The 24,704-nt window shown below is 73.4% G+C and carries 23 protein-coding genes; 14 read left to right on the plus strand and 9 right to left on the minus strand.

The features are described from left to right. The coding region (locus tag J5Y04_RS12900; RefSeq protein ID WP_209412131.1) for an MFS transporter at positions 1-1,307 on the plus strand (1,307 nt) is incomplete at its 5' end. Between the two features lie 74 nt (positions 1,308-1,381). Here the strand turns inward: J5Y04_RS12900 and J5Y04_RS12905 are convergent. Next, positions 1,382-2,038 (minus strand): NADPH-dependent F420 reductase, encoded by a 657-nt coding sequence (locus J5Y04_RS12905; RefSeq protein ID WP_209412132.1) that lies wholly within the window; start codon positions 2,036-2,038, stop codon positions 1,382-1,384. Between the two features lie 156 nt (positions 2,039-2,194). Here J5Y04_RS12905 and J5Y04_RS12910 point away from each other — a divergent pair, with 156 nt between their 5' ends. Beyond that, on the plus strand, positions 2,195-3,787 hold the full coding sequence (locus J5Y04_RS12910; protein ID WP_209412133.1) for a PQQ-binding-like beta-propeller repeat protein: 1,593 nt from the start codon (positions 2,195-2,197) through the stop codon (positions 3,785-3,787). Positions 3,788-3,935: 148 nt separating this feature from the next. On the opposite strand, the gene J5Y04_RS12915 is transcribed toward J5Y04_RS12910, so the two are convergent. Continuing rightward, positions 3,936-5,021: a polyprenyl synthetase family protein gene (locus J5Y04_RS12915; RefSeq protein ID WP_209412134.1), complete on the minus strand. Its 1,086-nt coding sequence runs from the start codon at positions 5,019-5,021 to the stop codon at positions 3,936-3,938. Beyond that, positions 5,018-5,437 carry a hypothetical protein gene (locus J5Y04_RS12920; RefSeq protein WP_209412135.1) on the minus strand — a complete coding sequence of 140 codons (420 nt, stop codon included), beginning with the start codon at positions 5,435-5,437 and terminating at the stop codon, positions 5,018-5,020. Before J5Y04_RS12920 ends, J5Y04_RS12915 begins: the two co-directional genes overlap by 4 nt. A 421-nt stretch (positions 5,438-5,858) precedes the next feature. On the opposite strand from J5Y04_RS12920, the gene J5Y04_RS12925 reads away from it, so the two are divergent. Next, positions 5,859-6,341: a hypothetical protein gene (locus tag J5Y04_RS12925; protein ID WP_209412136.1), complete on the plus strand. Its 483-nt coding sequence runs from the start codon at positions 5,859-5,861 to the stop codon at positions 6,339-6,341. Between the two features lie 174 nt (positions 6,342-6,515). Here J5Y04_RS12925 and J5Y04_RS12930 read toward each other — a convergent pair whose 3' ends face one another. Then, on the minus strand, positions 6,516-8,168 hold the full coding sequence (locus J5Y04_RS12930; RefSeq protein WP_209412137.1) for a ubiquinol-cytochrome c reductase cytochrome b subunit: 1,653 nt from the start codon (positions 8,166-8,168) through the stop codon (positions 6,516-6,518). Positions 8,169-8,542: 374 nt separating this feature from the next. Here J5Y04_RS12930 and J5Y04_RS12935 point away from each other — a divergent pair, with 374 nt between their 5' ends. Continuing rightward, a complete protein-coding gene (locus J5Y04_RS12935; protein WP_209412138.1) occupies positions 8,543-8,914 on the plus strand; it encodes a hypothetical protein in 372 nt (123 codons plus the stop codon). A gap of 33 nt (positions 8,915-8,947) precedes the next feature. Here J5Y04_RS12935 and J5Y04_RS12940 read toward each other — a convergent pair whose 3' ends face one another. Then, positions 8,948-9,574, minus strand: a complete 627-nt coding sequence (locus J5Y04_RS12940) for a DUF6328 family protein (RefSeq protein WP_209412139.1) — start codon at positions 9,572-9,574, stop codon at positions 8,948-8,950. A gap of 220 nt (positions 9,575-9,794) precedes the next feature. Then, positions 9,795-10,118 carry a plasmid stabilization protein gene (locus J5Y04_RS12945; protein WP_209412140.1) on the minus strand — a complete coding sequence of 108 codons (324 nt, stop codon included), beginning with the start codon at positions 10,116-10,118 and terminating at the stop codon, positions 9,795-9,797. Positions 10,119-10,391: 273 nt separating this feature from the next. Between J5Y04_RS12945 and J5Y04_RS12950 the strand changes: the two genes are divergently transcribed. Continuing rightward, positions 10,392-10,760 carry an STAS domain-containing protein gene (locus J5Y04_RS12950; RefSeq protein WP_209412141.1) on the plus strand — a complete coding sequence of 123 codons (369 nt, stop codon included), beginning with the start codon at positions 10,392-10,394 and terminating at the stop codon, positions 10,758-10,760. Between the two features lie 169 nt (positions 10,761-10,929). Next, positions 10,930-11,283, plus strand: coding sequence for a hypothetical protein (locus J5Y04_RS12955; RefSeq protein ID WP_209412142.1), 354 nt, complete (start codon positions 10,930-10,932; stop codon positions 11,281-11,283). 95 nt (positions 11,284-11,378) lie between these two features. Here the strand turns inward: J5Y04_RS12955 and J5Y04_RS12960 are convergent, their stop codons facing one another. Together J5Y04_RS12960 and J5Y04_RS12965 are read right to left on the minus strand one after the other, a co-directional pair. Continuing rightward, positions 11,379-11,699: a hypothetical protein gene (locus J5Y04_RS12960; protein WP_209412143.1), complete on the minus strand. Its 321-nt coding sequence runs from the start codon at positions 11,697-11,699 to the stop codon at positions 11,379-11,381. A gap of 76 nt (positions 11,700-11,775) precedes the next feature. Continuing rightward, positions 11,776-12,702 (minus strand): LysR family transcriptional regulator, encoded by a 927-nt coding sequence (locus J5Y04_RS12965; RefSeq protein ID WP_245204752.1) that lies wholly within the window; start codon positions 12,700-12,702, stop codon positions 11,776-11,778. A gap of 71 nt (positions 12,703-12,773) precedes the next feature. On the opposite strand from J5Y04_RS12965, the gene J5Y04_RS12970 reads away from it, so the two are divergent. Beyond that, positions 12,774-13,559 carry an NAD(P)-dependent oxidoreductase gene (locus J5Y04_RS12970; RefSeq protein WP_209412145.1) on the plus strand — a complete coding sequence of 262 codons (786 nt, stop codon included), beginning with the start codon at positions 12,774-12,776 and terminating at the stop codon, positions 13,557-13,559. A 111-nt stretch (positions 13,560-13,670) separates the two neighbouring features. On the opposite strand, the gene J5Y04_RS12975 is transcribed toward J5Y04_RS12970, so the two are convergent. Next, positions 13,671-14,591 (minus strand): MBL fold metallo-hydrolase, encoded by a 921-nt coding sequence (locus J5Y04_RS12975; RefSeq protein WP_209412146.1) that lies wholly within the window; start codon positions 14,589-14,591, stop codon positions 13,671-13,673. Between the two features lie 149 nt (positions 14,592-14,740). On the opposite strand from J5Y04_RS12975, the gene J5Y04_RS12980 reads away from it, so the two are divergent. The 7 genes from J5Y04_RS12980 (at position 14,741) to J5Y04_RS13010 (ending at position 24,702) form a co-directional block, all read left to right on the plus strand. Further along, positions 14,741-15,766, plus strand: coding sequence for an AraC family transcriptional regulator (locus tag J5Y04_RS12980; RefSeq protein WP_209412147.1), 1,026 nt, complete (start codon positions 14,741-14,743; stop codon positions 15,764-15,766). 381 nt (positions 15,767-16,147) lie between these two features. Continuing rightward, positions 16,148-17,242, plus strand: coding sequence for a sugar ABC transporter substrate-binding protein (locus tag J5Y04_RS12985; protein WP_209412148.1), 1,095 nt, complete (start codon positions 16,148-16,150; stop codon positions 17,240-17,242). Between the two features lie 104 nt (positions 17,243-17,346). Beyond that, positions 17,347-18,135 (plus strand): ATP-binding cassette domain-containing protein, encoded by a 789-nt coding sequence (locus J5Y04_RS12990; protein ID WP_148646991.1) that lies wholly within the window; start codon positions 17,347-17,349, stop codon positions 18,133-18,135. Further along, a complete protein-coding gene (locus J5Y04_RS12995; RefSeq protein WP_148646992.1) occupies positions 18,132-19,394 on the plus strand; it encodes a sugar ABC transporter permease in 1,263 nt (420 codons plus the stop codon). Before J5Y04_RS12990 ends, J5Y04_RS12995 begins: the two co-directional genes overlap by 4 nt. Positions 19,395-19,681: 287 nt before the next feature. Then, a complete protein-coding gene (locus J5Y04_RS13000; RefSeq protein ID WP_209412149.1) occupies positions 19,682-19,915 on the plus strand; it encodes a hypothetical protein in 234 nt (77 codons plus the stop codon). Between the two features lie 337 nt (positions 19,916-20,252). Then, complete coding sequence (locus J5Y04_RS13005) at positions 20,253-21,680, plus strand: pyridoxal-phosphate dependent enzyme (protein ID WP_209412150.1); 1,428 nt, start codon at positions 20,253-20,255, stop codon at positions 21,678-21,680. A gap of 211 nt (positions 21,681-21,891) precedes the next feature. Beyond that, positions 21,892-24,702, plus strand: coding sequence for a tetratricopeptide repeat protein (locus tag J5Y04_RS13010; RefSeq protein WP_209412151.1), 2,811 nt, complete (start codon positions 21,892-21,894; stop codon positions 24,700-24,702). Positions 24,703-24,704 lie beyond the last annotated feature (2 nt).

Below are 24,704 nucleotides of genomic sequence, written 5' to 3' on the forward strand. Positions count from 1 at the left end.
TGCCGGCCGTGCTGCTGCTGCCGATCGCCGGCGCACTGGCCGACCGGGTCGACCGCCGGAAGATCATGATCGTCACCGACACCGTGGCGGCGGCCGGCATGCTCGCGCTCGGCGGGCTTCTCTGGGCCGACCTGCTGGAGGTCTGGCACATCTACCTGGTGGCCTGCACCGGCGCGGTCTGCTCGGCCTTCCAACGCCCGGCCTACCTGGCCGCGATCACCCAGCTGGTACCGAAGCGCTACCTCGGCCAGGCCAACGGCCTGGCCCAACTCGGCACCGGTGCGGGCGACATGATGGCCGTCCTGGCCGGCGGCGTGCTGGTCTCGCTGATCGGCCTGCACGGCGTGGTGCTCTTCGACATGGCGACCTTCCTGACCGGCGTCACCTGCCTGCTGCTGGTCCGCTTCCCGGACGCGATGTTCGACAAGCAGGAGGAGCCGCTGCTGCGCGAGGTGGTCACCGGCTGGCGCTACATCGTGCGCCGGCACAGCCTGGTGGCGATGGTGGTCTTCTTCGTGGTGTTCAACTACCTCTTCGCGGTGGCCACCGTGCTGGTCACCCCGATGGTGCTGGCCGGCGGCTCGGCCGTGCAGCTCGGTGTGATCACCGCGGTGGGCGGCGTCGGCGCCATGACCGGCGCCCTGGTGATGGCCCTGTGGGGCGGCACCCGGCGGCGCGCGACCGGCATGATCGGCTTCACCTCGGTGGTCGGCCTGGCCGCGATCGTGACCGGCAGCCGCCCGCAGGCCGCCCTCACCGCCTGCGGGCTCTTCGTCCTCTGGGCGGCGCTGATGATCCTCAACTCGCACTGGATGGCACTGATCCAGACCAAGGTCGGGATGGAGCTCCAGGGCCGCGTACTGGCCACCAACCAGATGCTGGCGATGTCGATGATGCCGCTCGGCTTCCTCACCGCCGGCCCGCTCTCCGACCACGTCTTCGAGCCGCTGATGCGCCCCGGCGGCGCGCTCGCCGACTCGGTCGGGATGGTCCTCGGCACCGGACCGGGCCGCGGCGCCGGCCTGCTGCTCGTCGTGGTCGGCGCGGTGCTGGCGCTCTGGGGCCTGCTCGGCCTCGCCTACCGGCCGCTGCGGCTGATCGAGGACCTGCTGCCGGACGCGCTGCCGGACGCCGAGATCGGTGACAAGGACGCCATCCAGGCCGCGGCCGACCGGCAGCTGGCGCTCGCCGAGGCCGCCCGCACGGGCCGCGCCGTGCTCCCGGGCCCGGCCCGGGGCGGCGGCGCCCCCGAACCGGTCGAGGACGAGCCCGTCGCGCGCGTCCCCGCCTCCACCGGCCGCCGGTAGGCACGACGCCGAACGCCCCCGCCCCTCCACCGGACCGACGGAGGGGCGGGGGCGCTGCGCTTCCCCGGCGCTCGCTACTCGGCGCGCTTGAAGGAGTAGTTGAAGTCGGTCGTGCCGAAGGCGCGCATCAGCTGGATCCAGAACGGCATCAGCATCTCCATGCCCCGGGCGGAGGAGATCCCCCCGAGGTCGATCACCGACCCGGCCGGCCAGCCGAACTCCTGCAGCAGGGACACCACTTCGGCCTTCGCACCGGCGTCGTCCCCGGCCACGAACAGGTTGTGCTCGCCCGGCACCCGGCCCGGGTCGACCATCACCGGCGCGGACAGCGTGTTCAGCGCCTTCACCACCCGGGCCTGCGGGAACTCCCGCTGGATCTGCTCGCCCACGCTGTCGGTGTTCACCGGGTTCAGGCTGAGCTCGCCCTCCGCCGAGAAGACCAGCGGGTTGGAGACGTCCACGAGGACCTTCCCGGCCAGCCGATCGGCGCCCGCCGCCCGAAGGGCCGCCAGCGAGACCGTCCCGGAGGTCGCGTTCAGCACCACCTCCCCGAACCCGGCGGCGTCCGCGAAGGTGCCGTGGTGCCCGTTCGGGCCGGCCTGCTCCGCCCAGGCGACGGCCTTCTCGTTGTCCTTGGTCCGGGAACCCAGCATCACCTCGTGGCCCAGCGCCACCAGTTTGTCCGCGAGCGTCTGCCCGACCATGCCTGTGCCGATGACTGCGAATCGCACTGTTCGTCCGCCTCTCCCGTCGCGCGCCCGGTGGCGCGTGCCGCGACGACCATAGATCAACAGACCCCCGCCGGAGGGCGGAACGCGTCGAACGGCCGACGGCCGAGTGGACCACCCCGCTGGTGGCCCCGACCCCGCCACCGAACCATGGGCGCCATGAACCGAACCAACAGACGCCCCGCCCGGGCCGCAGCCCTGCTCACGGGCCTCGCCCTGCTGGCCCCGGCAGCCACCGCCCGCGCCGACGTCACCACCGTCTCCGTCACCACCGAGCGCACCGCCTGGGACCGCGACGAACCCGGACTCGGGCCCGACGAGGTCGCCAAGTCCGACTTCGGCGTCCGCTTCTCCACCGCCCTCGACGGCCAGGTCTTCGCCCAGCCGCTGGTCATCGGCCCGACCGTGGTCGTCGCCACCGAGACCAACCACGTCTACGGGATCAACGCCAACACCGGGAAGATCACCTGGCACCGGGAGAACGGCCCGGCCTGGCCCTCCGCCGCCATCGGCTGCTCCGACCCCGGTCCCAACGTCGGCACCACCTCCACCCCGGTGTACGACCCGGCCACCGGCACCGTCTACCTCACCAGCAAGGTCAACGACGGGCCCGACGACAAGCACCCGCACTACTACGTGCACGCCGTCGACGCCCGGAGCGGCGCCGAGCGCAGCGGCTGGCCGGTCACCGTCCAGGGCGACCCGGTCAACGCCCCCGGAAAGCCGTTCAACGCCTACCGCTCGCTCCAGCGCCCCGGGCTGCTGCTCCTCGACGGCCACCTCTACTTCGGCTTCGGCTCGCTCTGCGGCATCGGCGACTACATCGGCACCCTGGCCGGCCTGGACACCGCGACCCGCAAACTCACCCTCTGGTCCACGGTGGCCGGTTCCGACACCCAGCGGGCCTCCATCTGGATGGCCGGCAGCGGCCTCGTCTCCGACGGCCCCGGCCGGATCATCCTCGCCACCGCCAACGGCCAGGGCGCCGGCGCCTCACCCGCCCAGGGCCCCGGCAACAAGCCGCCCGGCGGACTCGGCGAATCGGTGATCCGCTTCGCCGTCAACGGCGACGGCACCTTCACCCCGAAGGACTTCTTCAGCCCCTCCAACAACGCCACCCTCGACAAGAAGGACACCGACCTCGGCTCCGGCGGCCCGGTCGCCCTCCCCACCGACGTCTTCGGCACCCCCGCCCACCCCCGGCTGCTCGTCCAGGTCGGCAAGGACGGCCGGATCTTCCTGCTCGACCGCGACGACCTCGGCGGCATGGGCCAGGGCCCCGGCGGCACCGACAAGGCCGTCGGCATCACCGGTCCCCACGGCGGGGTCTGGGGCCACCCGGCGGTCTGGGGCGGCGACGGCGGCTACGTCTACACCGTCGAGAACTTCGGCAAACTGCGCGCCCTCAAGTACTCCGTCACCGCCTCCGGCACCCCGCAGCTGACCAGCGCCGGCACCAGTGCCGAGGACTTCCTCAAGATGTCCGGCTCACCCGTCGTCACCTCCGACGGCACCCGGTCCGGCTCCGCCCTGGTCTGGGTCATCTGGTCCGGCACCGGCCAGTACGGCGAGGGCGGCGAACTGCGCGCCTACGACCCGGTGCCGGTGGGCGGCACACTCAGGCTGCGCCGCTCCTTCCCGCTCGGCACGGTCAGCAAGTTCTCCGTCCCGGCCACCGACAAGGGCCGGATCTACGTCGGCACCAAGGACCACCACCTGGTCGCCCTCGGACGTCCCTCGGCCTTCGCCTGACCCCGCACGAGACCGTCGGCGCACGCCACCGCTCCGGGTGGCGCCGGGAAGCGGCCTCGGTCACGCCTCTCTCCTCGCCGCCAGGCGCCGCGCGGCTCAGCGGACGGATGCTCAGGTCCCGCGCTGGGCAGCGTACTCGGACCGGAGGTCAGCTCGCCCGAGCTACCACGAAGGCGGGCAGGGCGAGCAGGAAGTCCCGGGCCTCGGCGGCCTCCCCGGACGGAACGTCCGGCGGGGGAGCGGCTGCCAGCACCTCGGCGATCTCCCGGTCGGCGGCGGCGACCAGCCCGGCGGCGGCCTCCCGGGCGCTCTCCACGCAGTCGTACGCCGACATCCGGTCGAGCAGCCAGCGGACGTCCTCCGCGGCGCCGGGGCCGCGCTGTGCCCGGGTGCCGTGCAGGTAGTGCTCGGCGCGGGCGCGTTCGGCGGGGGTGCAGCGCTCCAGCAGGTGGATCAGCATCAGGGTGCGCTTGCCCTCCCAGAGGTCCCCGGCGATCTCCTTGCCGTAGTCGGCCAGGGTACCGACCAGGTTGAGCACGTCGTCCTGGATCTGGTAGGCCGCACCGAGGTACCAGCCGAACCGGTCCAGCCGGGCGGCGTCGGTTTCCGCGCCCTCGGCGACCAGCAGGCCGGTCCGGCACGGGTAGAGGAAGGTGTACCAGGACGTCTTCTTGAGGCACATCCGGTAGTAGTCGGCGGGCGCCAGCGTGCAGGCGTTGTCGCGGATCCAGGCGATCTCCATCGCCTGGCCCTCCAGCGACTGGCGGCACATCAGCTCGGTCTCCTCGAACAACCGCCAGGCCAGCTCGCCGCCCAGCTCCCGCCGGTTGGCCATCAGCCGTTGCAGCCCGAGCAGGTTGGTCGCGTTGCCGACGTTCAGCGCGACCTCGACCCCGTAGGCGGCGGAGAGCGTGGGCTCGCCGCGGCGCAGCTCGCTGCCGTCCTGGATGTCGTCGTGGATCAGGAACGCGTTGTGGAACAGCTCGACCGTCACCGCCGGGTTGAGCGCGCGCTGCGGGCGGCCGCCGAACGCGGCGCAGGTGGCCAGACAGAGCGCGGACCGCAGCCCTTTGCACGGCCGGGCCGGGTAGTCGGCGGCCAGCTCGTACAGGTACGGCGGGCTCTGCTCGGGGATGTGGCGCAGCAGCGCCGCCACCGTCCGCTCCCGGTACCGGGCCAGGACCCGTTCGACCAGCTCTTCCCCGCCGGGGAGCGGTGGCGCCGGGGCCGTCACCCCTGGTGGCCTTCGGCCCCGTCGGGGTGCTCGGCCGGGCTCTGCCGCGGGCCGAAGGTCTCCTGCATCGACCGGTTGGCGAAGCCGGGGGCGAGGGTGCTCAGGTTGAGCAGCAGGTCGATGACGTCGTGCGCGTTGTCGGCGAGCCGCCGGGTGTGCTCCGCAGCCTCGCCGCCGGTGTTGCCGAGCAGCCGGTCACTGACGGCGTCGATCAGCTGGTGGGTGTTCTCCGACACCCGCTGCACCAGGCGGCCGAACTCCTCCGGATCGACCCGGTGTTCGCCGGTGAGCCGGTCGCCGGTCGCCTTGGCGTCGGCCAGCCCGGCGGCCAGCTCCCGCTCCAGCACCGCGGCCGCCTCCATGACGGCCTGCGAGCCCTGCTCGCCCAACTCGCTGAACCGACCGGCGTCGGGCATGGCTGACCTCCTGGTTCGCGCCCCGGGGGACCGGGGCAGGCCGGGCCGGCGGCCGGGCAGAGCGCCGCCTCGGTCGCCGATCGTACAGGCTCGTGCGCGGAGCGTGCCGACGATCTTGCAGGGTGTCACCGCTCCGGCGGGGCGCCTTCCGTCCGGCGGGCGCCCCCTGTCCGGGCGGTGCGCCGAGCCGTTCGCGCGCGCCGCGCCCCGGGGTGGCCGGCGCCTCGTTCCCGCAGGTCGGAGCCGTTCCGGAGGCCGCGGTCCGGCGAGTCGGCCCATGCTTCCCGGGTGGTCACTGATAGTAGTTGCGTGGTTGCGCTGCGGGCCCCCTGGGCGGGTCCGGCCGGCCGATCTCGACAGGTGCGCGCCGCTGCCGCAGTGCTGCTCGCCGCGGTGCCCGGGTGCTGGACAAGGAGCGGTCATGGGTGGCAGACAGCGCCCGCCGAGGGCACGGGGCGCCCGGTCGGGCAAGGGCGCCGGAGCGGCGCGGGCCCGGGTGGGCGGCCGGGCGGACGGCGGAGCCGGGCGGGCCGTAGAGAAGGCCCGGCGGCTCAACGGCCGGGCGAGGGGCCGGGTGGACGCCAAGCTGGAGATCGCCCGCCTGGAGGGCTATCTCGCCTGGGAGGCCGAGGTGTCGGCCGCCGAACGGGACGCCCGGGCCTTCGCCGACCGGTTCCCCTGGCTCTCGCCCGGCGAGCGGGAGGGCCTCGAACAGGCCTACACGGCGGACCGCCTGCGCTACGCCGAGGACGTGGTCGACCGGGCCGTGGAGCGGTGCCAACAGCTGGCGGCCCGCTACCGCAGCGAATGCCGCCGGATCTGTGCGCGCTGGGCCGCCGTCTGCGTCGGTGTGACCCTCGCGGCCGCGCTCTGCGCGGCGGTGCCCGCAGCCCTGCGCGGCTGACCGGGCGGGAACGGGACCCGCCGGGGCGACCCGGGCGGAACGGCCGGAGACCGGACAGGGCCCGCCACGCGCGATGCGGCGTGGCGGGCCCTGTTTGCGTCCTGCGGGCGGCCGTGGATCAGCGGATCGACGGATCGACGGATCGGTGGATCGGCCGATCGGTGGATCGGCGGATCAGTGGTGGCCGTGGCCGCTGGTGATCTCCTCGTGCTCCTCGGCGGTGGGCTTGGAGATCTGGCTGCCCTGGCCGTAGAAGCCGCGCGAGAGCTGGGCCCGAATGCGCGTGAACAGGCCGACCTTGCGGGCCACCCCGTTCTCGTCCACCTCGGCCGGCAGTTCGATCGGCTGCGGCTGCGCGTGCGAGGTGAGCGTGTACAACCGCTCCTGCGGCAGCGGCGCGTGCACCTCGACGAACTCGCCGTGCTGCAGCCGGTTGATGACACCGGTCTCCCGGCCGTGCAGCACCTTCTCCTTGTCGCGCCGCTGGAGGCCCAGGCACCACCGCTTGGTGATCACGAAGACCACCACCGGAACGACGAAGAAGCCGACCCGGACGGCATTGGTGATCGTGTTGATCGACAGCTCGAAGTGCGTGGCGAGCAGGTCGTTGCCGCCGCCGGCCAGCAGGAGCAGGTAGAGGCCGACCCAGGCGGCGCCGTAGGCGGTCCGCACCGGCGCGTTGCGCGGGCGGTCCGCGATGTGGTGCTCGCCCCGGTCCCCGGTGACCCAGGCCTCGATGAACGGGTAGCCCCAGACCGCCACCAGTACCAGCGGGAAGATCATCAGCGGGATGAAGACCCCGAGGTTCAGGGTGTGGCCCCACAGGCCGATCTCCCAGCCCGGCATGATCCGGATCAGGCCCTCGGAGAAGCCCATGTACCAGTCGGGCTGCGCGTCCGTCGTGACCTGGTCCGGGCGGTACGGGCCGTACAGCCAGATCGGGTTGACGGTGGCGATCGCCGACATCACGGCGACGACGCCGAACACCAGGAAGAAGAACCCGCCCGCCTTCGCCATGTAGACCGGCATCAACGGCATGCCGACGACGTTCTGCTCGGTGCGCCCGGGCCCCGAGAACTGGGTGTGCTTGTGGTAGAAGACCAGGATCAGGTGGGCCACCAGCAGGCCCAGCATGATCCCCGGGATCAGCAGGACGTGCACGGTGAACAGCCGCGGCACGATGTCGACGCCGGGGAACTGGCTGCCGAAGAGGAAGAACATCAGGTACGTGCCGACGATCGGCACGGCCAGGATCGCGCCCTCCATGAACCGGATGCCGGTGCCGGAGAGCAGGTCGTCGGGCAGCGAGTAGCCCATGAAGCCGTCGAACATGCCGAGGATGAGCAGACCGGCACCGAAGAGCCAGTTGATCTCGCGGGGCTTGCGGAACGCGCCGGTGAAGAAGACGCGCATCATGTGCACCAGCATGGCCGCGACGAACACGATCGCGGACCAGTGGTGGATCTGCCGCATCAGCAGTCCGCCGCGGATGTCGAAGCTGATGTTGACCGTCGAGCGGTAGGCCTCGGACATCTGGATGCCCCGGAGCGGGAGGTACTGCCCCTCGTAGATCACCTCGCCCATGGAGGGCTTGAAGAAGAGGGTCAGCCAGACGCCCGTCAGGATGATGATGATGAAGGTGTACAGGCAGATCTCGCCCAGCATGAAGGACCAGTGGTCCGGGAAGATCTTGCGGATGTTGGACTTGGCCAGCGCGTAGATGCCGAGCCGGCCGTCGGCCCAGTCGGCGAGGGCCTCGGCCTTGTTCGCGGGCGCCGCACGCGTGCTGGTGCTCGGTCCCCGGCGCGACTGCTGGTCGGCTGTCACGACGGGCTCCCCGGCGTCCGCTGCGTACCGACCGCGGAGCCCGCCTGCGGAGCTGCCGGCCGGCGGATTGATGTGATCATGGGACCTCTCGATACGGGGCCGCCGGGTTCGCCGGCGCGCGGATCCGCCGATCCGCTGGCCACGTTGCTCAAAGTGATGGGGCGCTTACTCTGTCATGCTGTCGGCAGGGGGCCGCCTGTGCACGTCCATCGGCCCTGACGGCCGCTCGTGTCGGGCCGTCCGGGGGGTGTGGGGGCCGATCGGCCGCCGGTGGGACCGGCTGTGGTGCGCCCGGGTGCTGTTGACGGGGCGCTGAACCGTTTCGGCGCGCGCCGTGCGCCGGGAGGGCGCGTTCGCAGGCCTACGCTGCGCCAATGGTGGATCACCGGGAACTCTTCGAGGACGTGACCGCGACCCTGGCCCGCGCCGGGTTCGACACCGGGAAGGGCCCGTCGGGCCTGCGGATCGGCCACCGGCCACAGGGTGTGGTGGTCGGCTGGACCCCCGCGCCGACGCCCGCCCGTTCGCCCGGGCCTTCGCCCGTGCCCGTTGACGGGCAGTCGCCCGACGACGGCATCCGGGCGGCGGTGAGCGGGGCGGTCGCCGTGGTGCTGCGCGAGTCCGGCTACCAGGTCGCCGAGGCCGGGAGGGACGGGCTGCTGGTGACGTCCGGTCCCGGCCCGGCCCCGGCGGCGGCCGCCCGGGCGGACGAGGGGGACGTCGTCCCCGAACAGTGGTGGGGCTGACGGGCAGCGGTGGGGCCGGCGTCGGGCAGGGGGTCAGGGCCGGTGGTGACCGCGGTCCTGCCCGTTCGCGTTCGCGTGGCCGTGTCCGTGTCCGTTCGCGCTCGCGTTCGCGTGCCCGCTCGTGTTCCCGTGGCCGTTCGCGAGGTAGTGGCGCAGCGCGTGGACGGGAAGGAACAGCCAACAGGTGGCGAACCACAGCATCACGCCCGCGGCGATCCCCGCGGCGGCCGCCGCGCCGGTGGCGACCCGCAGCAGGAGCAGCAGGGCGGAGCCGACGGCGAGGGCCAGCAACACCAGCCCGGCCCCGACCAGCCGTGCCGCGCCGTCCACCAGCTGGGGCTTGAGCCGGCGGCCGGCCAGCACCCGGTGGTACGAGACGGGCGCGGTCAGCGCGGCCGTGGCCAGGGCGCCCAGGACGACCGCCACCACGTAGAGCCCGCGGTCGAAGGCGCCGAGTTCGGCGAAACGGGGCATGAAGGCGACGCTCAGCAGGAAGCCGAACAGGATCTGCGAGCCGGTCTGCGCCACCCGGACCTCCTGGAGCATTTCGCTCCAGCGCCGGTCGGCCCGCTCCTCCGGCGATTCCTGCCGGCCCGTCCGGGGCTGTGTCCGGGTCTGCTCGGGGGTGGCGGCCGGGCCGCCGGACTCCTGGGTCGTCATGGCCATCGCCTCCCGTGCGCGGCGCGTCCGTGCCGGTCGCTCCGGTGTCCCGGACGGATCCGGCCGCTCCGGCGACGGGAACGCGGGCTTGCTGACCCGGCGTGTATCCGGGCAGGGCCCGGGCAAACGCCGACGCAGGGCGACGCGCGGGCCGGGACCGTCCGGCCGGTCGGGCGTCCGGCGTGGGTCCGAGTGTCCGGCGTGCTGCTTCAGGCGTGGGTCAGCGTCCCAGGGCGTGCTCCAGCTCGCGCTTGTTCATCTTCGAACGGCCCTTGATGTTGCGGTGCTTGGCCTCGTTGTACAGCTGGTCGTAAGTGGGCCCCTGGGCGCCCTGGTGCGAGCGCCGGCCGCCCCGCCGCCCGGAGGAGACGTCGTGCGTGGAGGAGCGGCTGGCGGTCTTCGACTCGCCGTGGCGGGCCCGTTCCTTGTTCACCGTCCGGGCGGCGATCTCCTCGGCCCGCTCCCTGCTCTCGCCGCGGTCGAGCGCGCTCTCCTTGATGTGTTCGTACTGCCGTTCCCGCTTGGGGCTCGATCCTCGGGGCATGGCGGTCTCCTCCCGGGGTTCCCGGCCCGCCGGCCCTTCCGGTCGCGGGTACGGCCGGGCCGGATCTCCCTGCGTCGCGTCTACCCGGGTGACCGGCGGCGAACCACGGCGAAACCGGACGGACCGTGCGGCGGTCGTCGCAGGGCCGGTCCGGCGACTCCTCGGGGTCGGGGCGTCACCGCGGTCGGTGCCCTGCGGCGACCGGCCGCCGGACCGGCCGAACGGGCCTATCGTGGAAGGATCCGGCAGGCGCGGGCGGGAGGAGCCGAGCCCATGAACCGTCACACGCCGAAGAACACCGGCCCGGCGGTCGAACCGGGCGGGATCACGATCGAGACGCGGCCGTGGGCCGAAGGGACGGTGCTCACCCTCCGTGGTGAGCTTGACCTGGACACCGCCGGTTCGGTGGAGGCCGCCCTCGACGCCGCGCTGGCCGGTCCCGCCACCGTCGTCGTGCTCGACTGCGGGGGCCTGGAGTTCTGCGACTCGACCGGTCTGAACGCGATGCTGCGCGCCAGGGCCCGGGCCGAGGCCGTCGGCAGCCGGATCGAACTGGCCCGGCCCCGCCCCCTGGTGCTGCGGATGCTCGAACTCACCGGCGCCACCGAAGCGTTCCGGATCAGGGACGGGACGCCGCCGTAGCGGCCGCCCCGTCGAGGGTGCCCGCCCCGCGCTGGGGGCGCGTCGGCGCCGGGGCTCCGGGGATGCTCCGTGGAGTCTCCGTGCAGGCTCCGGAGATGACAACTGTCACAGGAATGGCGGGCCCTGACGCACTTCCGGGCCTGGTGGCGGGGGCCCTAGCGTATGGGGCATGACGAAGAGCATCGAGCAGGACCGCGACCGCACCGACCTCCGGGTGAGCATCATCGGCGGCCACAAGCTGGCCGGGGCGACCGTCCACGAGCGGACGGTGACGGCCTCGCTGATCGGCGGCGCCGACATCGACCTGACCGACGTGGACCTCCCGGACGGCGCCGAGCTGCGGATCACCAAGCTGAGCCTGATCGGTGGCGTGCACCTCACCGTCCGGCCGAACGTGCGCGTGCAGGTGGGCGGCCTGCGACTGGGCGGGGTCAGCGACGACGGGCCGACCGAGCCCGGCGGCCCGACCGTCCGGGTGGACGCCTGGGGTCTGCTCGGCGGGGTACGCGTGGACCGGGCGTAGCCGGACTTCGCGCAGTCGGCGGCCGGCCCGGTCGGGAGGCCGCCGCCGACGGGCCGCTCACGCCACCCGGGGCAGCGGTGCTTGTCCCGGGGCGCTCAGAACGGAACGGCGGGACCGGACGGGGCCTGCCGTCGCGAGAGGACCACTCTCCGCCGCCGGACCCGGCCCTCGTCCGGGTCGACGGCGATCACCTCGGCGGTGATCCGCCGGCCGACCTCCACGTCCTCGGTCCGTGCCCGCCCCCAGGGCAGATCCGAGGGGCCGACCGATCCCAGTGGTTTCGTGGGGAACCCGTCCAACGTCACCGCCACCCCGTGAGAGCGGGAGATCTCCGTCGCCACCCCGCTGCAGAGGTCACCGACCCGGATCGTCGACAGAAAGCTCCGCACGGCCTGATCGTTCGACGCTGCGTCCATGCCGGTCAGCGTTTCACGGAGGCCGCGCCGACTTGAAGGTCTGCTCACCCGGACCCGCGCCGGTCGAGGCCCGGCCTCACCGCGGTTTCGCCGCCTGCGGGGTTGCTGCCGGCGGGGGCGCTGCCTCCGCCGCCGTTCGGAGCAGGTCGAGGAAGGCGGCGGCGGCCGGTGGTACGGACTGGCCGCGACGGGTGGCGGTCTGCACCAGACGGACGGGGGTGTCCTCGGGGTGCAGGGCGACGAGGGCCACGTCGGGTCGCGCGGCGCGGGCGGCCAGCGAGGGGATGAGCGTCGGCCCGAGCCCGGCGGAGACCAGGCCCAGCTTGGCCGTCCAGCCCGCCACCTCGTACTCGACGCGCGGCCGGAAGCCGCTGCGGAGACAGGCGGACAGCAGGGTGGATTCGGCCTGTCGGCTGCCGGCGATCCAGCTCTCCCCGGCCAGTTCGGACAGCCGCAGCCGGCTCCGGGCGGCCAGCGGATGGTCGTGGGGGAGGGCCACCAGGACGGCGTCCTCGGCCAGCGGCCGGAGGTCGAACGCATCGCCGTCGTAAGGCTGTTCGGGATACCCGACGACCACGGCGAGATCGATCTCGCCGTCCCGCAGCCGGTCGAGCAGCGCGGCCGAGAGCCCTTCCGTGAGCGAGATCGAGACCCGGGGGTGTGCGTCCCTGAAGGCCGCCAGTGTGCCCGGGACCAGGGCGGCGTTGGCACTGTCGAAGGCGCCGACCCGCAGCCGGCCGTGGTTCAGCCCGGCCAGGGCGGCCAGCTCGCGCCGGGTGCCGTCGAGCCGGTCGAGCATCGCGTCCGCGTGCGGCAGCAGGGTGCGGCCCTGCTCGGTGAGGCGGACGCCGCGCGCCAGCCGGTCGAACAGCACCACCCCGAGCTCGGCCTCCAGGGTGGAGATCTGACGGGAGATCGCCGACTGCGTGAACCCGAGTCGCTCCCCGGCGGCGGTGAACGAGCCCGAGCGGGCGGCGGTGCGGAAGACTTCGAACCAGGCCATGTCCATTCCGCATGGCTACCATGCGAGACATTCGCTTGTCGCCTGGATGATCCCTTTCTAGCGTGGACGGCATGGAAAAGATCGCATTTCTCGGGCTGGGCCGGATGGGCCTGCCGATGGCCCGTCGACTCGCCGCCGCCGGACACCCGTTGACGGTGTGGAACCGCAGTCCCGCCAGGACCGAGGGTCTGGACGCCGCATCCTCCCCCGCCGAGGCCGTGCAGGGGGCCGGCCTCGTCATCACCATGCTGGCCGACCCGGCGGCGGTCGAGTCGGTGGCCGACCGGTTCGCGGCGGAGCTGGCGGCCGGGGCACTCTGGACCGACATGTCGTCCATCGGCCCGGACGCCACCGCCGCCCTGCGCCGCCGGCTTCCGGACGGTGTGGCCATGGTGGACGCCCCGGTGCTGGGCAGTGTCGGCCCGGCGGCCTCCGGTCAGCTGACCGTGCTGGCCGGTGGGCGGCCGGAGGACCTCGACCGGGTGCAGCCCGTGCTCGACGTCCTCGGCACCGTGGTCCGCTGCGGCGGCCCCGGTGCGGGTGCCGCCCTCAAGCTCGTACTGATCAGCGCGATGGTCGGGGGAGTCGCGGTGATCGGCGAGGCGCTCGCGCTCGCCGACTCCCTGGGCCTGCCGGAGGAGCTGACGCTCGGTGCGCTCTCCCGGGGGCCGCTGGGTGGTGCGGTGGCACGCGCCCGGAGCACGGACTCCGACTTCCCCGTCCGGCTGGCGGCGAAGGACCTCGCCCTGGCGGGCGGCGGCCCGGTCCTCGGTGCCGTCCGGGACGTCCTGCTCGCCCACCCGGACGTCGCCGAGCAGGACCTCGCCCGGGTGGTCGACGCGATGCGGCGGCGGTAGTAGGGGGACGGCCCGGCCCGGACCCCCGTGCCGGGCCGGGCCGCCCCGATCCGGCCGCCCCGGCGTCGGCCGCCACGATCTCGCAGCCCCGGGGCCGGCCGGTTGCGGGGGTCAGGCCGCCCAGCGGGAGACGGCGAACCCTGAACCGGTGCGCCGGACTTCGGCGGCCCCGGAGCCTCCGAAGTGTGCCGGGATGACCAACTCCCGCTCGTCGGACGCCCGTTCGAGGACGCGCAGTCGGCTGGCGGCGGCCTGCGCCGGGTCCTCGCAGAAGCAGCTGTTGCTGGAGGGGTGCAGGAGCTGCACCGGGCTGTGCAGCAAGTCGCCGACGAAGACGGCCCGTTCGCCGTGCGAGGCGAGCCGCAGCACCGAGGATCCGGGGCTGTGGCCGGGCGCCGTCTCCAGGGTCAGCCCGTCGTCGATCCGGTGGGTGTCCTCCCACAGCACCGCCTGCCCGGCCCGCTCGACCGGGAGGATGCTGTCGGCGTACATCAGCCGGCGGTCCTCCCTGCGGCCGCGTTCGGCCTCGGTGCCGGCCGCCGGGAGCGGGGCGCCGTCGGCCGCGTCGGCGGCCAGTGCGGCGTGGTCGGCGGCCGGCATGAGGTACACGGCGTTGGGGAAGGCCGGCACCCAGGCGCCGTCCCGGTCAACGGTGTTCCAGCCGACGTGGTCGGCGTGCAGGTGGGTGTTGACCACCACGTCGACCTCCTCCGGCCGCACGCCCGCCGCGGCGAGCCGGGCGGGGAAGTCGCCCTGCCGCTGGTGGAACTGCGGGGTGTGCGGGCGCTCGCGCCCGTTGCCGACGCCGGTGTCCACCAGGACGGTACGGCCCTTGTGGCGGATCACCCAGGTCTGCAGCGCGGCCACGTAGCTGTCGGTCGACGGATCCCAGTGGTCGGGCGCCAGCCAGTCCTCGTTCTCCTTCCAGGCGGTCGCCGCCAACCCGGGCACGATGGCCTGGGCCGGCGCGAACGGCCCCTGCCACTCCACGACCCTGATGATCTCGGCGTCCCCGAGCACGATCCGTTCCATGATCCCTCTCCCCACAAGCTCCGGCGGCGCTCTCTCGTCCCCCGCTGCTCCAGAGCCTAGGAGGAGCAGATTGAGTGGCTCAATACCTGTTCTGCTCACTTCGATACGCGATCGGCTCAGTGCCGCTCCGCGCGGGCTAGCATGGGCTCATGGACGTGGTCAGTGACGCGATTTCGGCCGTGCGGATCGGACGGCCCTCCTCCAACCGGCTGCGGGTGGCGGGCCGGTGGTGCACCCGGATTCCCGGGTACGACGGGGCGGGGTTCCACGTCGTACTGGAGGGCGGCTGCTGGCTGCTGCCGGACGGCGGCGCGCCCGTCAGCCTCGGTGCCGGTGACGCGGTGCTGCTGCCGCACGGCACGGGCCACGTGATCGCGAGCGAGCCGCTGGAGCCGGCCGAGGCCGAGCGGGCGGTGCCGATCGACCGTCTCCTCGGACCCGGCCGGCCGGTGCCGCCCCCGGCGTCGCCACCCATGGGCAGTGCCGAACCGGGTGCTCCCGTGGCCGAGTTGCTCTGTGGGAAGTACCGGCTGGACCACAGCCGCACGCACCCGCTGATGCGCGAGCTGCCGGATGTCGTCCATCTGCCGAACCGGGTCGGAAGCCACCCTCAACTGCGCTCGGCCGTCGACCTGTTGGGCGGCGAGCTGGGAGCGGACCAGGCCGGCGCGGCGCTGGCGGTGCCGAGCCTGATCGACCTGCTGTTGGTGTACATGGTGCGGGCCTGGCTGACGCGGGAGCCGGGCCCGGACGCTGTCCCGGCCTCGGCCGGCCCGCCGGGGCCTGCGACCGGGGCGCCGGAGCCGCCGACCGGCGCCCGCTGGCCGGCGGCCCTCGGCGACCCGGTGGTGGCCGCCGCTCTGCGCGCGGTGCACGAGGACCCGGCCCGCGCCTGGAGCGCCGACGACCTCGCCGCCGAGGCCGGGGTGTCGCGCGCGACGCTCACCCGCCGCTTCACCGCCCTGGTCGGCCGGCCGCCGATGGCCTACCTCACCTGGTGGCGGATGACCCGTGCCGCCTCCCTGCTCCGGCAGACCGACGACCCGCTGGACGCGATCGCCCGCCGGGTCGGCTACAGCACGCCGTACGCCCTCTCGCACGCTTTCAGCCGTCTCTTCGGCACGACCCCGGGCCGTTACCGTGCCCGCGGGGCGCGCGAGATCGCCGTCGGCTGAGGCGGTTGCGCCGCCATTCACCGCCCTCCGATCAAACTCTTGAACACAAGATCCGACTTGCCCTGTCCGTGTCAAGAAATTGTGGAGGCGGTGCGGGGGTGATGTGATGCTCCGGTTCTGCTTCGACCTGTTCGGGTCCGCTCAGGTCCGTACCAGGTCACGACCGTTTGGCGTGTCGATTCGTCCGTTCTGTCATGCACTGCCAGTTTGGTACTCGGAGGTTCCTCCAAGTTTCAATCGCGGATAGGTGTTCATGAAGATAACGAATAGCCCTCGACTGGCCAGGTCTTGGATTTACTTATTGACGTCATGCCGCGGCGACGGATTAACTCCTCCCACCCCGCCGCAGTGTTGCGGCACCGTCAGGGAGGCACCCCCCACATGAACGCAATGACGCGTCGCCTCGTCATCGGCACCGCCGCGGTCTCGATGGCCCTGTCCATGGCCGCCTGTGGCAAGGCCGGCGGCGACAAGAAGGACAGCGCGAGCTCCGGCGACACCAAGTCCATCGGCCTGCTGCTTCCGGAGAACGCCTCCTCCACGCGTTACGAGTCCTTCGACCGGCCGTTCATCGAGGCGAAGGTCAAGTCCCTCTGCCCGGACTGCAAGGTGCAGTACAGCAACGCCGAGGGCAGCGCCGCCAAGCAGAAGCAGCAGTTCGACACCCTGATCGCCCAGGGCGTGAAGGTGATCGTGCTGGACGCCTTCGACGCCAAGTCCACCCAGTCCTGGGTGAAGGAGGCGGCCGACAAGGGCGTCAAGGTCATCGCCTACGACCGCCTGGCCACCGGCCCGGTCTCGGCCTACGTCTCGTTCGACAACGAGAAGGTCGGCGAGCTCCAGGGTCAGGCCCTGCTGGACGCGCTCGGCGCCAAGGCCGCGGACGCCAACATCGTCATGATCAACGGTGACGAGGCCGACCCGAACGCCGCCAAGTTCAAGTCGGGTGCGCACAAGGCGCTGGACGGCAAGGTCAAGAAGGTCGTCTACGAGCAGTCCGGTGAGTGGAAGCCCACCGTGGCGGGCCAGAAGATCGGCGCCGCCATCACCCAGTTCGGCAAGGACGGCTTCCAGGCCGTTTACTCCGCCAACGACGGCATGGCGGGCGCCATCGTCACCCAGCTGAAGTCCGCCGGCATCAGCGTGCCGGTCGGCGGCCAGGACGCCGGCCTCGACGCCGTGCAGCGCATCGTGGCGGGCGACCAGGCCTACACCATCTACAAGGCGTACAAGCCGCTCGCCGAGAGCGCCGCCGAACTCGCCGTCAACCTGCTCCAGGGCAAGGACATCAAGGGCGTCGCCTCCGCCACCGTGGACAGCGACACCGACAAGGGCATCCCGGCCAAGCTGCTGGAGCCCAAGGTCGTCACCAAGGCGAACATCAACGACACCGTGATCGCCGACGGCCTCTACAAGGCCGCGGACATCTGCACCGCGGACTTCGCCGCCGCCTGCACCGCCGCCGGCATCAAGTAACGCGCCGGCCGGGCGAAGTGGCCACGGCGCTCCCCGTTCACCCGGGGAGCGCCGGCCCACGGCCCCGCTCGACCCCACCCACCCCACGCACTACCCCGCAGGAGATGGTTCACGTGACGGGCGCACCCGTACTGGCGCTGCGCGAGGTCTCCAAGCGCTTCGGCGCCGTCCAGGCACTCACCGACGTCGACCTCGACGTCCACGCCGGCGAAGTCGTCGCGCTGGTCGGCGACAACGGCGCCGGCAAGTCGACCCTGGTCAAGACGATCGCCGGCGTCCACCCGATCGACGAGGGCACCATCAGCTGGGAGGGCCGTGCCGTGCGCATCGGCCGCCCCCAGGACGCCCAGGCACTCGGTGTCGCCACCGTCTACCAGGACCTCGCGCTCTGCGACAACCTCGACGTCGTCGCCAACCTCTTCCTCGGCCGTGAGCTGCGCCGCCACGGCACGCTGGACGAGGTCGCCATGGAGCGGCGCGCCAAGGAGCTGCTGGACACCCTCTCGATCCGGATCCCCAGCGTGCGGATCCCGATCGCCGCGCTGTCCGGCGGTCAGCGCCAGGTCGTCGCCATCGCCCGTGCGCTGGTCGGCGACCCCAAGATCGTCATCCTCGACGAGCCGACCGCCGCCCTCGGTGTCGAGCAGACCGCGCAGGTCCTCGACCTGGTCGAGCGGCTGCGCGAGCGCGGCCTCGGCGTGATCCTGATCAGCCACAACATGGCGGACGTCAAGGCGGTCGCCGACACCGTCGCCGTCCTGCGCCTGGGCCGCAACAACGGGGTCTTCCCGGTGGCCGGGACCTCGCACGAGGAGATCATCTCCGCCATCACCGGCGCCACCGACAACGCCGTCACCCGGCGCCAGGCACGCATCGCGGAGGAAGCGAAGTGAGCACCAGCCAGACCACCCCGACCCAGCCCGCCGCACCGGCCACGGATCCCCGGCTCCTGGTCCGCCAGGGAGGCCTCGCCGGCTACCTGGAGGAGTTCCAGCGCAAGATCAAGAGCGGTGACCTGGGCTCGCTCCCGGTCGTCATCGGCCTGATCCTGATCGCCGCCATCTTCCAGAGCGTCACCGGCCACTTCCTCCAGGCCGACAACCTGACCAACATCACCAAGTGGATCGCCGGTCCCGGCCTCATCGCCGTCGGCGTGGTGTTCGTCCTGCTGCTCGGCGAGATCGACCTCTCGCTCGGCTCCGTCGCCGGCGTCTGTGCGGCCGTCACCTCCGTCCTGGCGGTGCGCGAAGGCCTCAACGAGGGCCTGGCGGTCCTGCTCGCCATCGGCGTCGCGGTCGCCATGGGCGCCCTGCACGGCTTCTTCTTCGCCAAGATCGGCGTGCCCGCCTTCGTCGTCACCCTCGCCGGCATGCTCGCCTGGAGCGGTCTGCAGGACTACGTGCTCGGCAAGCTCGGCACCGTCAACAACATCAACGACGGCCTCGTCGCCAACCTCGACACGTACTTCATCGGCGACGGCGACATCCTCTACGCCTGGCTGCTCGCCCTCGTCGCGATAGCCGTCTTCCTGGCCGGGCAGCTCCTGGACGCCCGCCGCCGCACCGAGGCCGGCCTGCCCGCCCGCAGCACCAGCGAGATCGCGCTGCGCACCGGCGCCCTCGCCGTGCTCGCCCTGGCCGGCGCCTACACGCTCAACCAGGACCGCGGCCTGCCGCTGCCCCTGGTCATCCTGCTGGGCGTGGTCGTGCTGACCGACTTCGTGCTGCGCCGCACCTCGTACGGCCGTCAGATCTTCGCCGTCGGCGGCGGCATCGAGGCGGCCCGCCGGGCTGGCATCAACGTCGCCCGGGTCCGCATCTCGGTGTTCATGATCTCGGCCGGTCTGGCCGGCCTCGGCGGCCTCTTCATCGCCTCGCAGCAGGGCTCCGCCGACAAGACGCTCGGTGGCGGCAACGTCCTGATGAGCGCCATCGCGGCGGCCGTCATCGGCGGCACCAGCCTCTTCGGCGGGCGCGGCAAGACCTGGTCGGCGCTGCTCGGCATCCTGGTCATCCAGTCGATCACCACCGGTCTGGACATGGTCCACGCCGCGCAGGCCATCCAGTACATGATCACCGGCGCGGTCCTGCTCGCCGCCGTGGTGCTCGACTCGGTCTCCCGCCGCACCCAGAAGTCCTCCGGACGCGGCTGACCCCAGACGGGCGGCGGCCGACCCCGCGCCCACGAACGGCCCGGTACCCACCCCCACGGGTACCGGGCCTCCGCCGTGCCCGGGGGCTCCGCCGTTCTCGGGGCCGGGGGTTTCCGGGTCGGGGCTTCCCGGGTGCGGCACGGGCCGACCGGGACCTTGGTCCCGTTCGTACGGGCCGTTCGCACCGCCTGTTGCGGCGACCGGACCACGCACCCTGGAAAGGAGCCCGCCGCCGGGCCGGAGCAGGCCGGCGGTCCGCATCCGGAGAGTGAGGAAGTGCCCCGTCCATGTCCGACGAGATCGTGTACCGCATGGTGGACGCCTTCTTCACCCACTGCCAGGACTGCGAGGAGCCGAGTCACCCGAACTGCCATCCGTACGCGCACTGGCGGCTCTACCTGGACCTCGACCACGAGACCGTGCAGCGGATCCGCCGGTGGGCGCGGGACCCGGCCACCGTGTCGGGCACACCGGCCGATCGGGCCGTCCTGCTGAGCTGGCTCGACGCCCAGGAAGCGTGACCGGCCCCGCCGACACGGCCGTCCGGCCCCCGGACGGCCGTGTCGGCGGGGGCGCCGGGGAACCGGGCCTCCAGCCGGCCGTCGCGCACCCGGGTCTCGAACACCGGCTGCGCGGGGGTGGCCGGCCCGTGCACGACCTCGCCGTCGGCCTGCCGGAACGTGCTGTCGTGCATGTGAGCGCCCGTCGTGCCCGCGCGGGCGTCGTGCCCGTCGTGCCCGTCGTGCCCGTCGTGCCCGTGCGGGCGTCGTGCGCGCGAGGCCGGGAGCCCGAAACGGCGGGCGCGGCCGGATCGTTCTCCTTGTCGACTGCTCTGCCCAGCCCGGAAGGAGATCCGCCATGGCGGTACACGAATCGGTGGTCGACGCGATCGGTGGCACGCCGCTGTTCCGGCTCGCCCGGCTCGGCGCGGGGATCGCCGCCCCCGTGTACGCCAAGGCTGAGTTCCTCAACATCGGTGGGAGCGTCAAGGACCGGGCCGCCCTGTCCATGGTGCTGGCGGCCGAGCGGGACGGCCTGCTGCGCCCCGGCGGGACGATCGTCGAGGCGACGTCCGGCAACACCGGGATCGGTCTGACGATCGTCGGCCGCCGGCGCGGCTACCGCGTGATCGCCGGAGTGTCGGACCGTTCCGCGCCGGAGAAGTCGGACATCCTCCGGGCCTACGGCGCGGAGGTCGTGACGGCGCCGACCACCGTGCCCCGCGAGCACCCGGACCACCTCTTCAACGTGGTGAGCCGGCTCGCGGAGGAGATCCCCGGTGCCTGGCTCGCCAACCAGTACGACAATCCCGCCAATCCCGACGCGCACGTCCGGACCACCGGCCCCGAGATCTGGGAGCAGACCGCCGGCCGGGTCACCCACTTCGTGGCGGGGGTCGGCACCGGCGGCACCATCAGCGGCACCGGCGCCCACCTCAAGCAGGTCTCGGGCGGCGCCGTCACCGTGGTCGGGGCGGACCCGGAGGCCTCGCTCTACGCCGGGGGCGACGGCAGCCCGTACTTCGTCGAGAGCATCGGCCACTTCCTCCACCCGGGCACGGCGGAGGACCTCTGGCCGGACTCCTTCCACCGCGAGGTCGTGGACCGCTTCGAACGGATCCCGGACCGGGAGTCCCTGCTGACCGCCCGCCGCCTCGCCCGCGAGGAGGGACTGCTGGCCGGCCCGTCCTCGGGCACGGCGGTGGCGGCCGCCCTGCGGGTGGCGCGCGGCCTCGGCCCGGAGGACCTGGTCGTGGTGCTGCTTCCCGACTCCGGCCGGTCCTACCTCTCCAAGGTGTTCAGCGACGACTGGCTGCGGCAGTGGGGCTTCCTGGAGGAGCCGAGGACGGCCACCGACAGCGAGCGGACGGTGCGCGCGGTGCTGGACGCCGTCCCCCGTACGGTCGGACGGCTGCCCACCGTCGCCGCGGACGCCCCGCTCGCCGACGCCCTTCCGGTGCTGCGCGCCGTGCCCGGTGGCGTCGCGCCCGTGGTGCTGCCCCGCCGGGCGCGCCCGTACGGGGTCAGCGCCACGGAGGTCGTCGGCTCGCTCTCCACGGCGGCCGTCGAGGGCGCGCTCGCCGACGGCCGCGCCAAGCCGGACAGCCTGGTGGGCCAGGTCGGCGGACTGCTGGCCCCGCCCCTGCCGACCGTCGGCATCGGCCAGCCGCTGTCCGTCGCCCGGGCCTCCGTCGGCGCCGGCCACGACGCGGCGCTGGTCCTTCTGGACGGCCGGGCCGTCGCGCTGGTGCACCGGACGGAACTCGTCGAGCATCCCGGGCGGTAGGGCGGTAGGGCGGTAGGGCGGTGGGGCGGTGGGGCGGTGGGGCGGCAGGGCGGTCGCAGGGCGGAGCGGTGCCGCGCCGGCCGAGGCCGTGCAGGACACCCCTCCGGCGCGGGGTTCGCGGCTACGCTGCTGGGAGTACGGCCATGGGCCGCCGCGGTGGAGGGGGAATCGTCGTGCCCGAGGGGGATGGGCTGTCCGGAGCGGGGCCGCGATGAGCCAGGCGGTGCCGGGGCCCGGCATCCGCGTGGTCGCCGCAGGCGCCAGGTCGGTGGCGGTCGGCGGGCCGAACTACGGGCAGATCACCACGGGGGACCATTCGCCGATCACCGTCACGCGGTTCCCCGCGCTGCGCGCGGTGGCCGAAGTCCCGCCGACCGCGGCGCCGGTGGGGATGCCCGGACCGGTGCCGCTGTTCGTCGGACGCGCCGGGGAGCTGTCCCGGATCGAGCGCGCCCTGGCCGCCGGGCCGGGGGCCGTGGTGCACGTGGTGCACGGGCTCGGCGGGGTGGGCAAGAGCGCCCTGGCCGCGCACCACGCGCTGACGTCCGCGCACCGGTACCGCCAGATCGTGTGGATCACGGCCGACGATCCGGCGGGGATCGCGGCGGGCCTGCGCAGGTTCGCCCTCGCACTCGAACCCTCGCTGGCCGTCCTGCCGTCCGAGGCGCTGGTCGAGCGGGCCGTCGCCTGGCTGTCGGAACACCGGGACTGGCTGGTGGTGCTCGACAACGCGGAGACCGCCGAGGACGTCGCCCCGCTGCTGGCCGCGGTCGGGGGCGGGGGCCGGATCCTGGTCACCAGCCGCAGCACGGTCGGCTGGCACCGGATCGGGGCGGGCGAGCAGTCCCTCGGGTCGTTGACGGCCGAGGACGCGATCCGGCTGCTCGGCGCGAGCGCGAAGGCCGGGCCGGGCGGCCCGGACGGCGGTCGGGAGGTGTGCGCGGCGCTGGGCTTCCTCCCGCTGGCCGTCGTCCAGGCGGGTGCCTACCTCGCGCAGACCGGCCTGTCCGGCCGCGACTACGTCCGTCTGATCGCCGAACACCCGGCCGCGGTGTACGCCCGGGGCGACGAGGGCACCGACCCGGGGCGCACGATCGCCCGGGTGTGGCGCGTCACGCTCGACCGCCTCGCCGGCACCCCGCTGGCCGCGGAGGTCCTGCGGGTGCTGGCCTGGTTCGCCCCGGACGCGATCGACCGTGGACTGCTCGACGGCCTGGCGGACGAGGCGGAGCTGACGCACGCACTCGGCCGCCTCGCGGCCTACAGCATGATCACGCGCGAGCCCGGGGACCACGCCGGTGGTGGGTCCGAGCCCCGCCTGACGGTCCACCGGCTGGTCCAGGCACTCGCCCGGACGCCCGACCCCGAGGATCCGCACCGCACGCCGGACGCGGTCGCCAGGGCGCGCACGCAGGCCACCGCACTGCTGGTCGCGGCGATGCCCGGCACGCCGACGGAGGTGCGCACCTGGGCGGGGTGGCAGCGCCTGTCCGGCCACGTCGCCGCCCTGGCCGAGCACGCCGCGGCCGACACCGACAACCTGCACACCGCAGGCCTCCTCAACCAGGCCGGCGTCTTCGCCCGCCTCCGCGGCGACCTCGGGACCGGGATCGCCCACCTGCGCCGGGCCGGCGACGGCTTCCGGCGCCTGGCCGGGCCGGACGACCCCAGCACCCTGATCTGCACCCACAACCTCGCCGACGCCCTGCGCGTGGCAGGTGACGCGGGCCAGGCCGTGCCCCTGTTCGAGCAGACCGTCGCCGCCATGCGCCGCGTCCTCGGCGAGGACCACGTGGCGACCCTGCGGGCGCGGACCAACCTCGCGCTCACCTGGTTGAAGAACACAGGTGAGGTCGAGCGGGCCGTCGCCCTCCTCGAACGCAACCTCGCCGACTACCAGCGGGTCCTCGGCCGGGACCACCCGAACACGATGGTCTGCGGTGAGGCCCTCGCCTCCGCCTACTCCGACTCCGGCGACGTGCTCCGGGCGATCGCGCTCCTGGAGCAGAACCTCGCCGGCCTGCTGGTGGCCCTCGGTCCGGATCATCCGAACACCCTGCACAACCGGAACAACCTGGCCGTCGCCTGCGGGCTGGTCGGCGACACCCGGCGGGCGTGCGCCCTGCTGGAACAGACCCTGGACATCAGCCTCCGCGTGCTGGGTGAGGACCACCCGACCACGCTGTCCACGCGGAACAACCTCGCCTGCGCGGTGGGTGAGGCGGGCGACTCCGAGCGGGCGGTCGCCCTGCTGGAGCGGAACCTCGACGACCGCCGCCGGGTCCTCGGCGAGGACCACCCGGACACCCTGGCGTCCCGTCACAACCTCGCGGCCGCCCACCTCGCGTCGCACGACACCCTGCGGGCCCTCCCCCTGGCCGAGCGGGCCGCCGCCGATGCCCGGCGCCTCCTCGGCCCCGGCCACCCCGGCGCGGTGCCCGTGGTCCGGCTGCTCGCCGACGCCCGTGCCGAGATCGGCGACCTCGAACGGGCGGTTCCCCTGTACACGCAGGTGCTGTCCGACGCCCGGCGCGTCCTCGGGGACGACCACGGGGAGACGATCGCCCTCCAGCGAGGCCTGGGCTGCGCGTACCTCCAGGCCGGTGATGTCAGGGCGGCGGAGGCGCCGCTCGCGGAGGCACTGGCCGGGTGCCGGCGGGTCCTCGGGGAGGACGACCTGGACTCCCAGGGGTTCCACGCCGACCTGACGCTGGCGCGCGCGGTGAGGATGGCCGCCGAGCACGCCGCCGTCTACGAGGTGCTGGACGGGCTCTTCCTCGCCGCGAGGTGGACCTTCGGCGAGGACCACCCCCGGTACCTGCTGCACTGCGAGGTCCTCGCGGCCGCGTACCACCGGCTGGGGGACGCCGAACGGGCGGTGCCGGCCGGACGCACGGCCCTCGCGCTCGCCCGGCGGATCTTCGGTGACGACCACCCGAGGACCGGAGCGGCCGCCGCCGCCCTGGCGGCGATGGCGGCGGGCCCGCCCGGTCCGGTGGACGCGTCCGGCCCGGCGGGGTGACC

Origin of the sequence: Kitasatospora sp. RG8 (assembly GCF_017813315.1) — a bacterium.
Taxonomy (GTDB): domain Bacteria; phylum Actinomycetota; class Actinomycetes; order Streptomycetales; family Streptomycetaceae; genus Kitasatospora.

Coding starts and splice junctions, on each gene's coding strand:
- J5Y04_RS12970 (WP_209412145.1), top strand. CDS start 12,774: ATGGAAAAGATCGCATTTCTCGGGCTGGGCCGGATGGGCCTGCCGATG.
- J5Y04_RS12980 (WP_209412147.1), top strand. CDS start 14,741: ATGGACGTGGTCAGTGACGCGATTTCGGCCGTGCGGATCGGACGGCCC.
- J5Y04_RS13000 (WP_209412149.1), top strand. CDS start 19,682: ATGTCCGACGAGATCGTGTACCGCATGGTGGACGCCTTCTTCACCCAC.
- J5Y04_RS12940 (WP_209412139.1), bottom strand. CDS start 9,574: ATGACGACCCAGGAGTCCGGCGGCCCGGCCGCCACCCCCGAGCAGACC.
- J5Y04_RS12990 (WP_148646991.1), top strand. CDS start 17,347: ATGGTTCACGTGACGGGCGCACCCGTACTGGCGCTGCGCGAGGTCTCC.
- J5Y04_RS12925 (WP_209412136.1), top strand. CDS start 5,859: ATGGGTGGCAGACAGCGCCCGCCGAGGGCACGGGGCGCCCGGTCGGGC.
- J5Y04_RS12960 (WP_209412143.1), bottom strand. CDS start 11,699: ATGGACGCAGCGTCGAACGATCAGGCCGTGCGGAGCTTTCTGTCGACG.
- J5Y04_RS12935 (WP_209412138.1), top strand. CDS start 8,543: ATGGTGGATCACCGGGAACTCTTCGAGGACGTGACCGCGACCCTGGCC.
- J5Y04_RS12975 (WP_209412146.1), bottom strand. CDS start 14,591: ATGGAACGGATCGTGCTCGGGGACGCCGAGATCATCAGGGTCGTGGAG.
- J5Y04_RS12950 (WP_209412141.1), top strand. CDS start 10,392: ATGAACCGTCACACGCCGAAGAACACCGGCCCGGCGGTCGAACCGGGC.
- J5Y04_RS13005 (WP_209412150.1), top strand. CDS start 20,253: ATGGCGGTACACGAATCGGTGGTCGACGCGATCGGTGGCACGCCGCTG.
- J5Y04_RS13010 (WP_209412151.1), top strand. CDS start 21,892: ATGAGCCAGGCGGTGCCGGGGCCCGGCATCCGCGTGGTCGCCGCAGGC.
- J5Y04_RS12920 (WP_209412135.1), bottom strand. CDS start 5,437: ATGCCCGACGCCGGTCGGTTCAGCGAGTTGGGCGAGCAGGGCTCGCAG.
- J5Y04_RS12945 (WP_209412140.1), bottom strand. CDS start 10,118: ATGCCCCGAGGATCGAGCCCCAAGCGGGAACGGCAGTACGAACACATC.
- J5Y04_RS12965 (WP_245204752.1), bottom strand. CDS start 12,702: ATGGCCTGGTTCGAAGTCTTCCGCACCGCCGCCCGCTCGGGCTCGTTC.
- J5Y04_RS12955 (WP_209412142.1), top strand. CDS start 10,930: ATGACGAAGAGCATCGAGCAGGACCGCGACCGCACCGACCTCCGGGTG.
- J5Y04_RS12985 (WP_209412148.1), top strand. CDS start 16,148: ATGAACGCAATGACGCGTCGCCTCGTCATCGGCACCGCCGCGGTCTCG.
- J5Y04_RS12910 (WP_209412133.1), top strand. CDS start 2,195: ATGAACCGAACCAACAGACGCCCCGCCCGGGCCGCAGCCCTGCTCACG.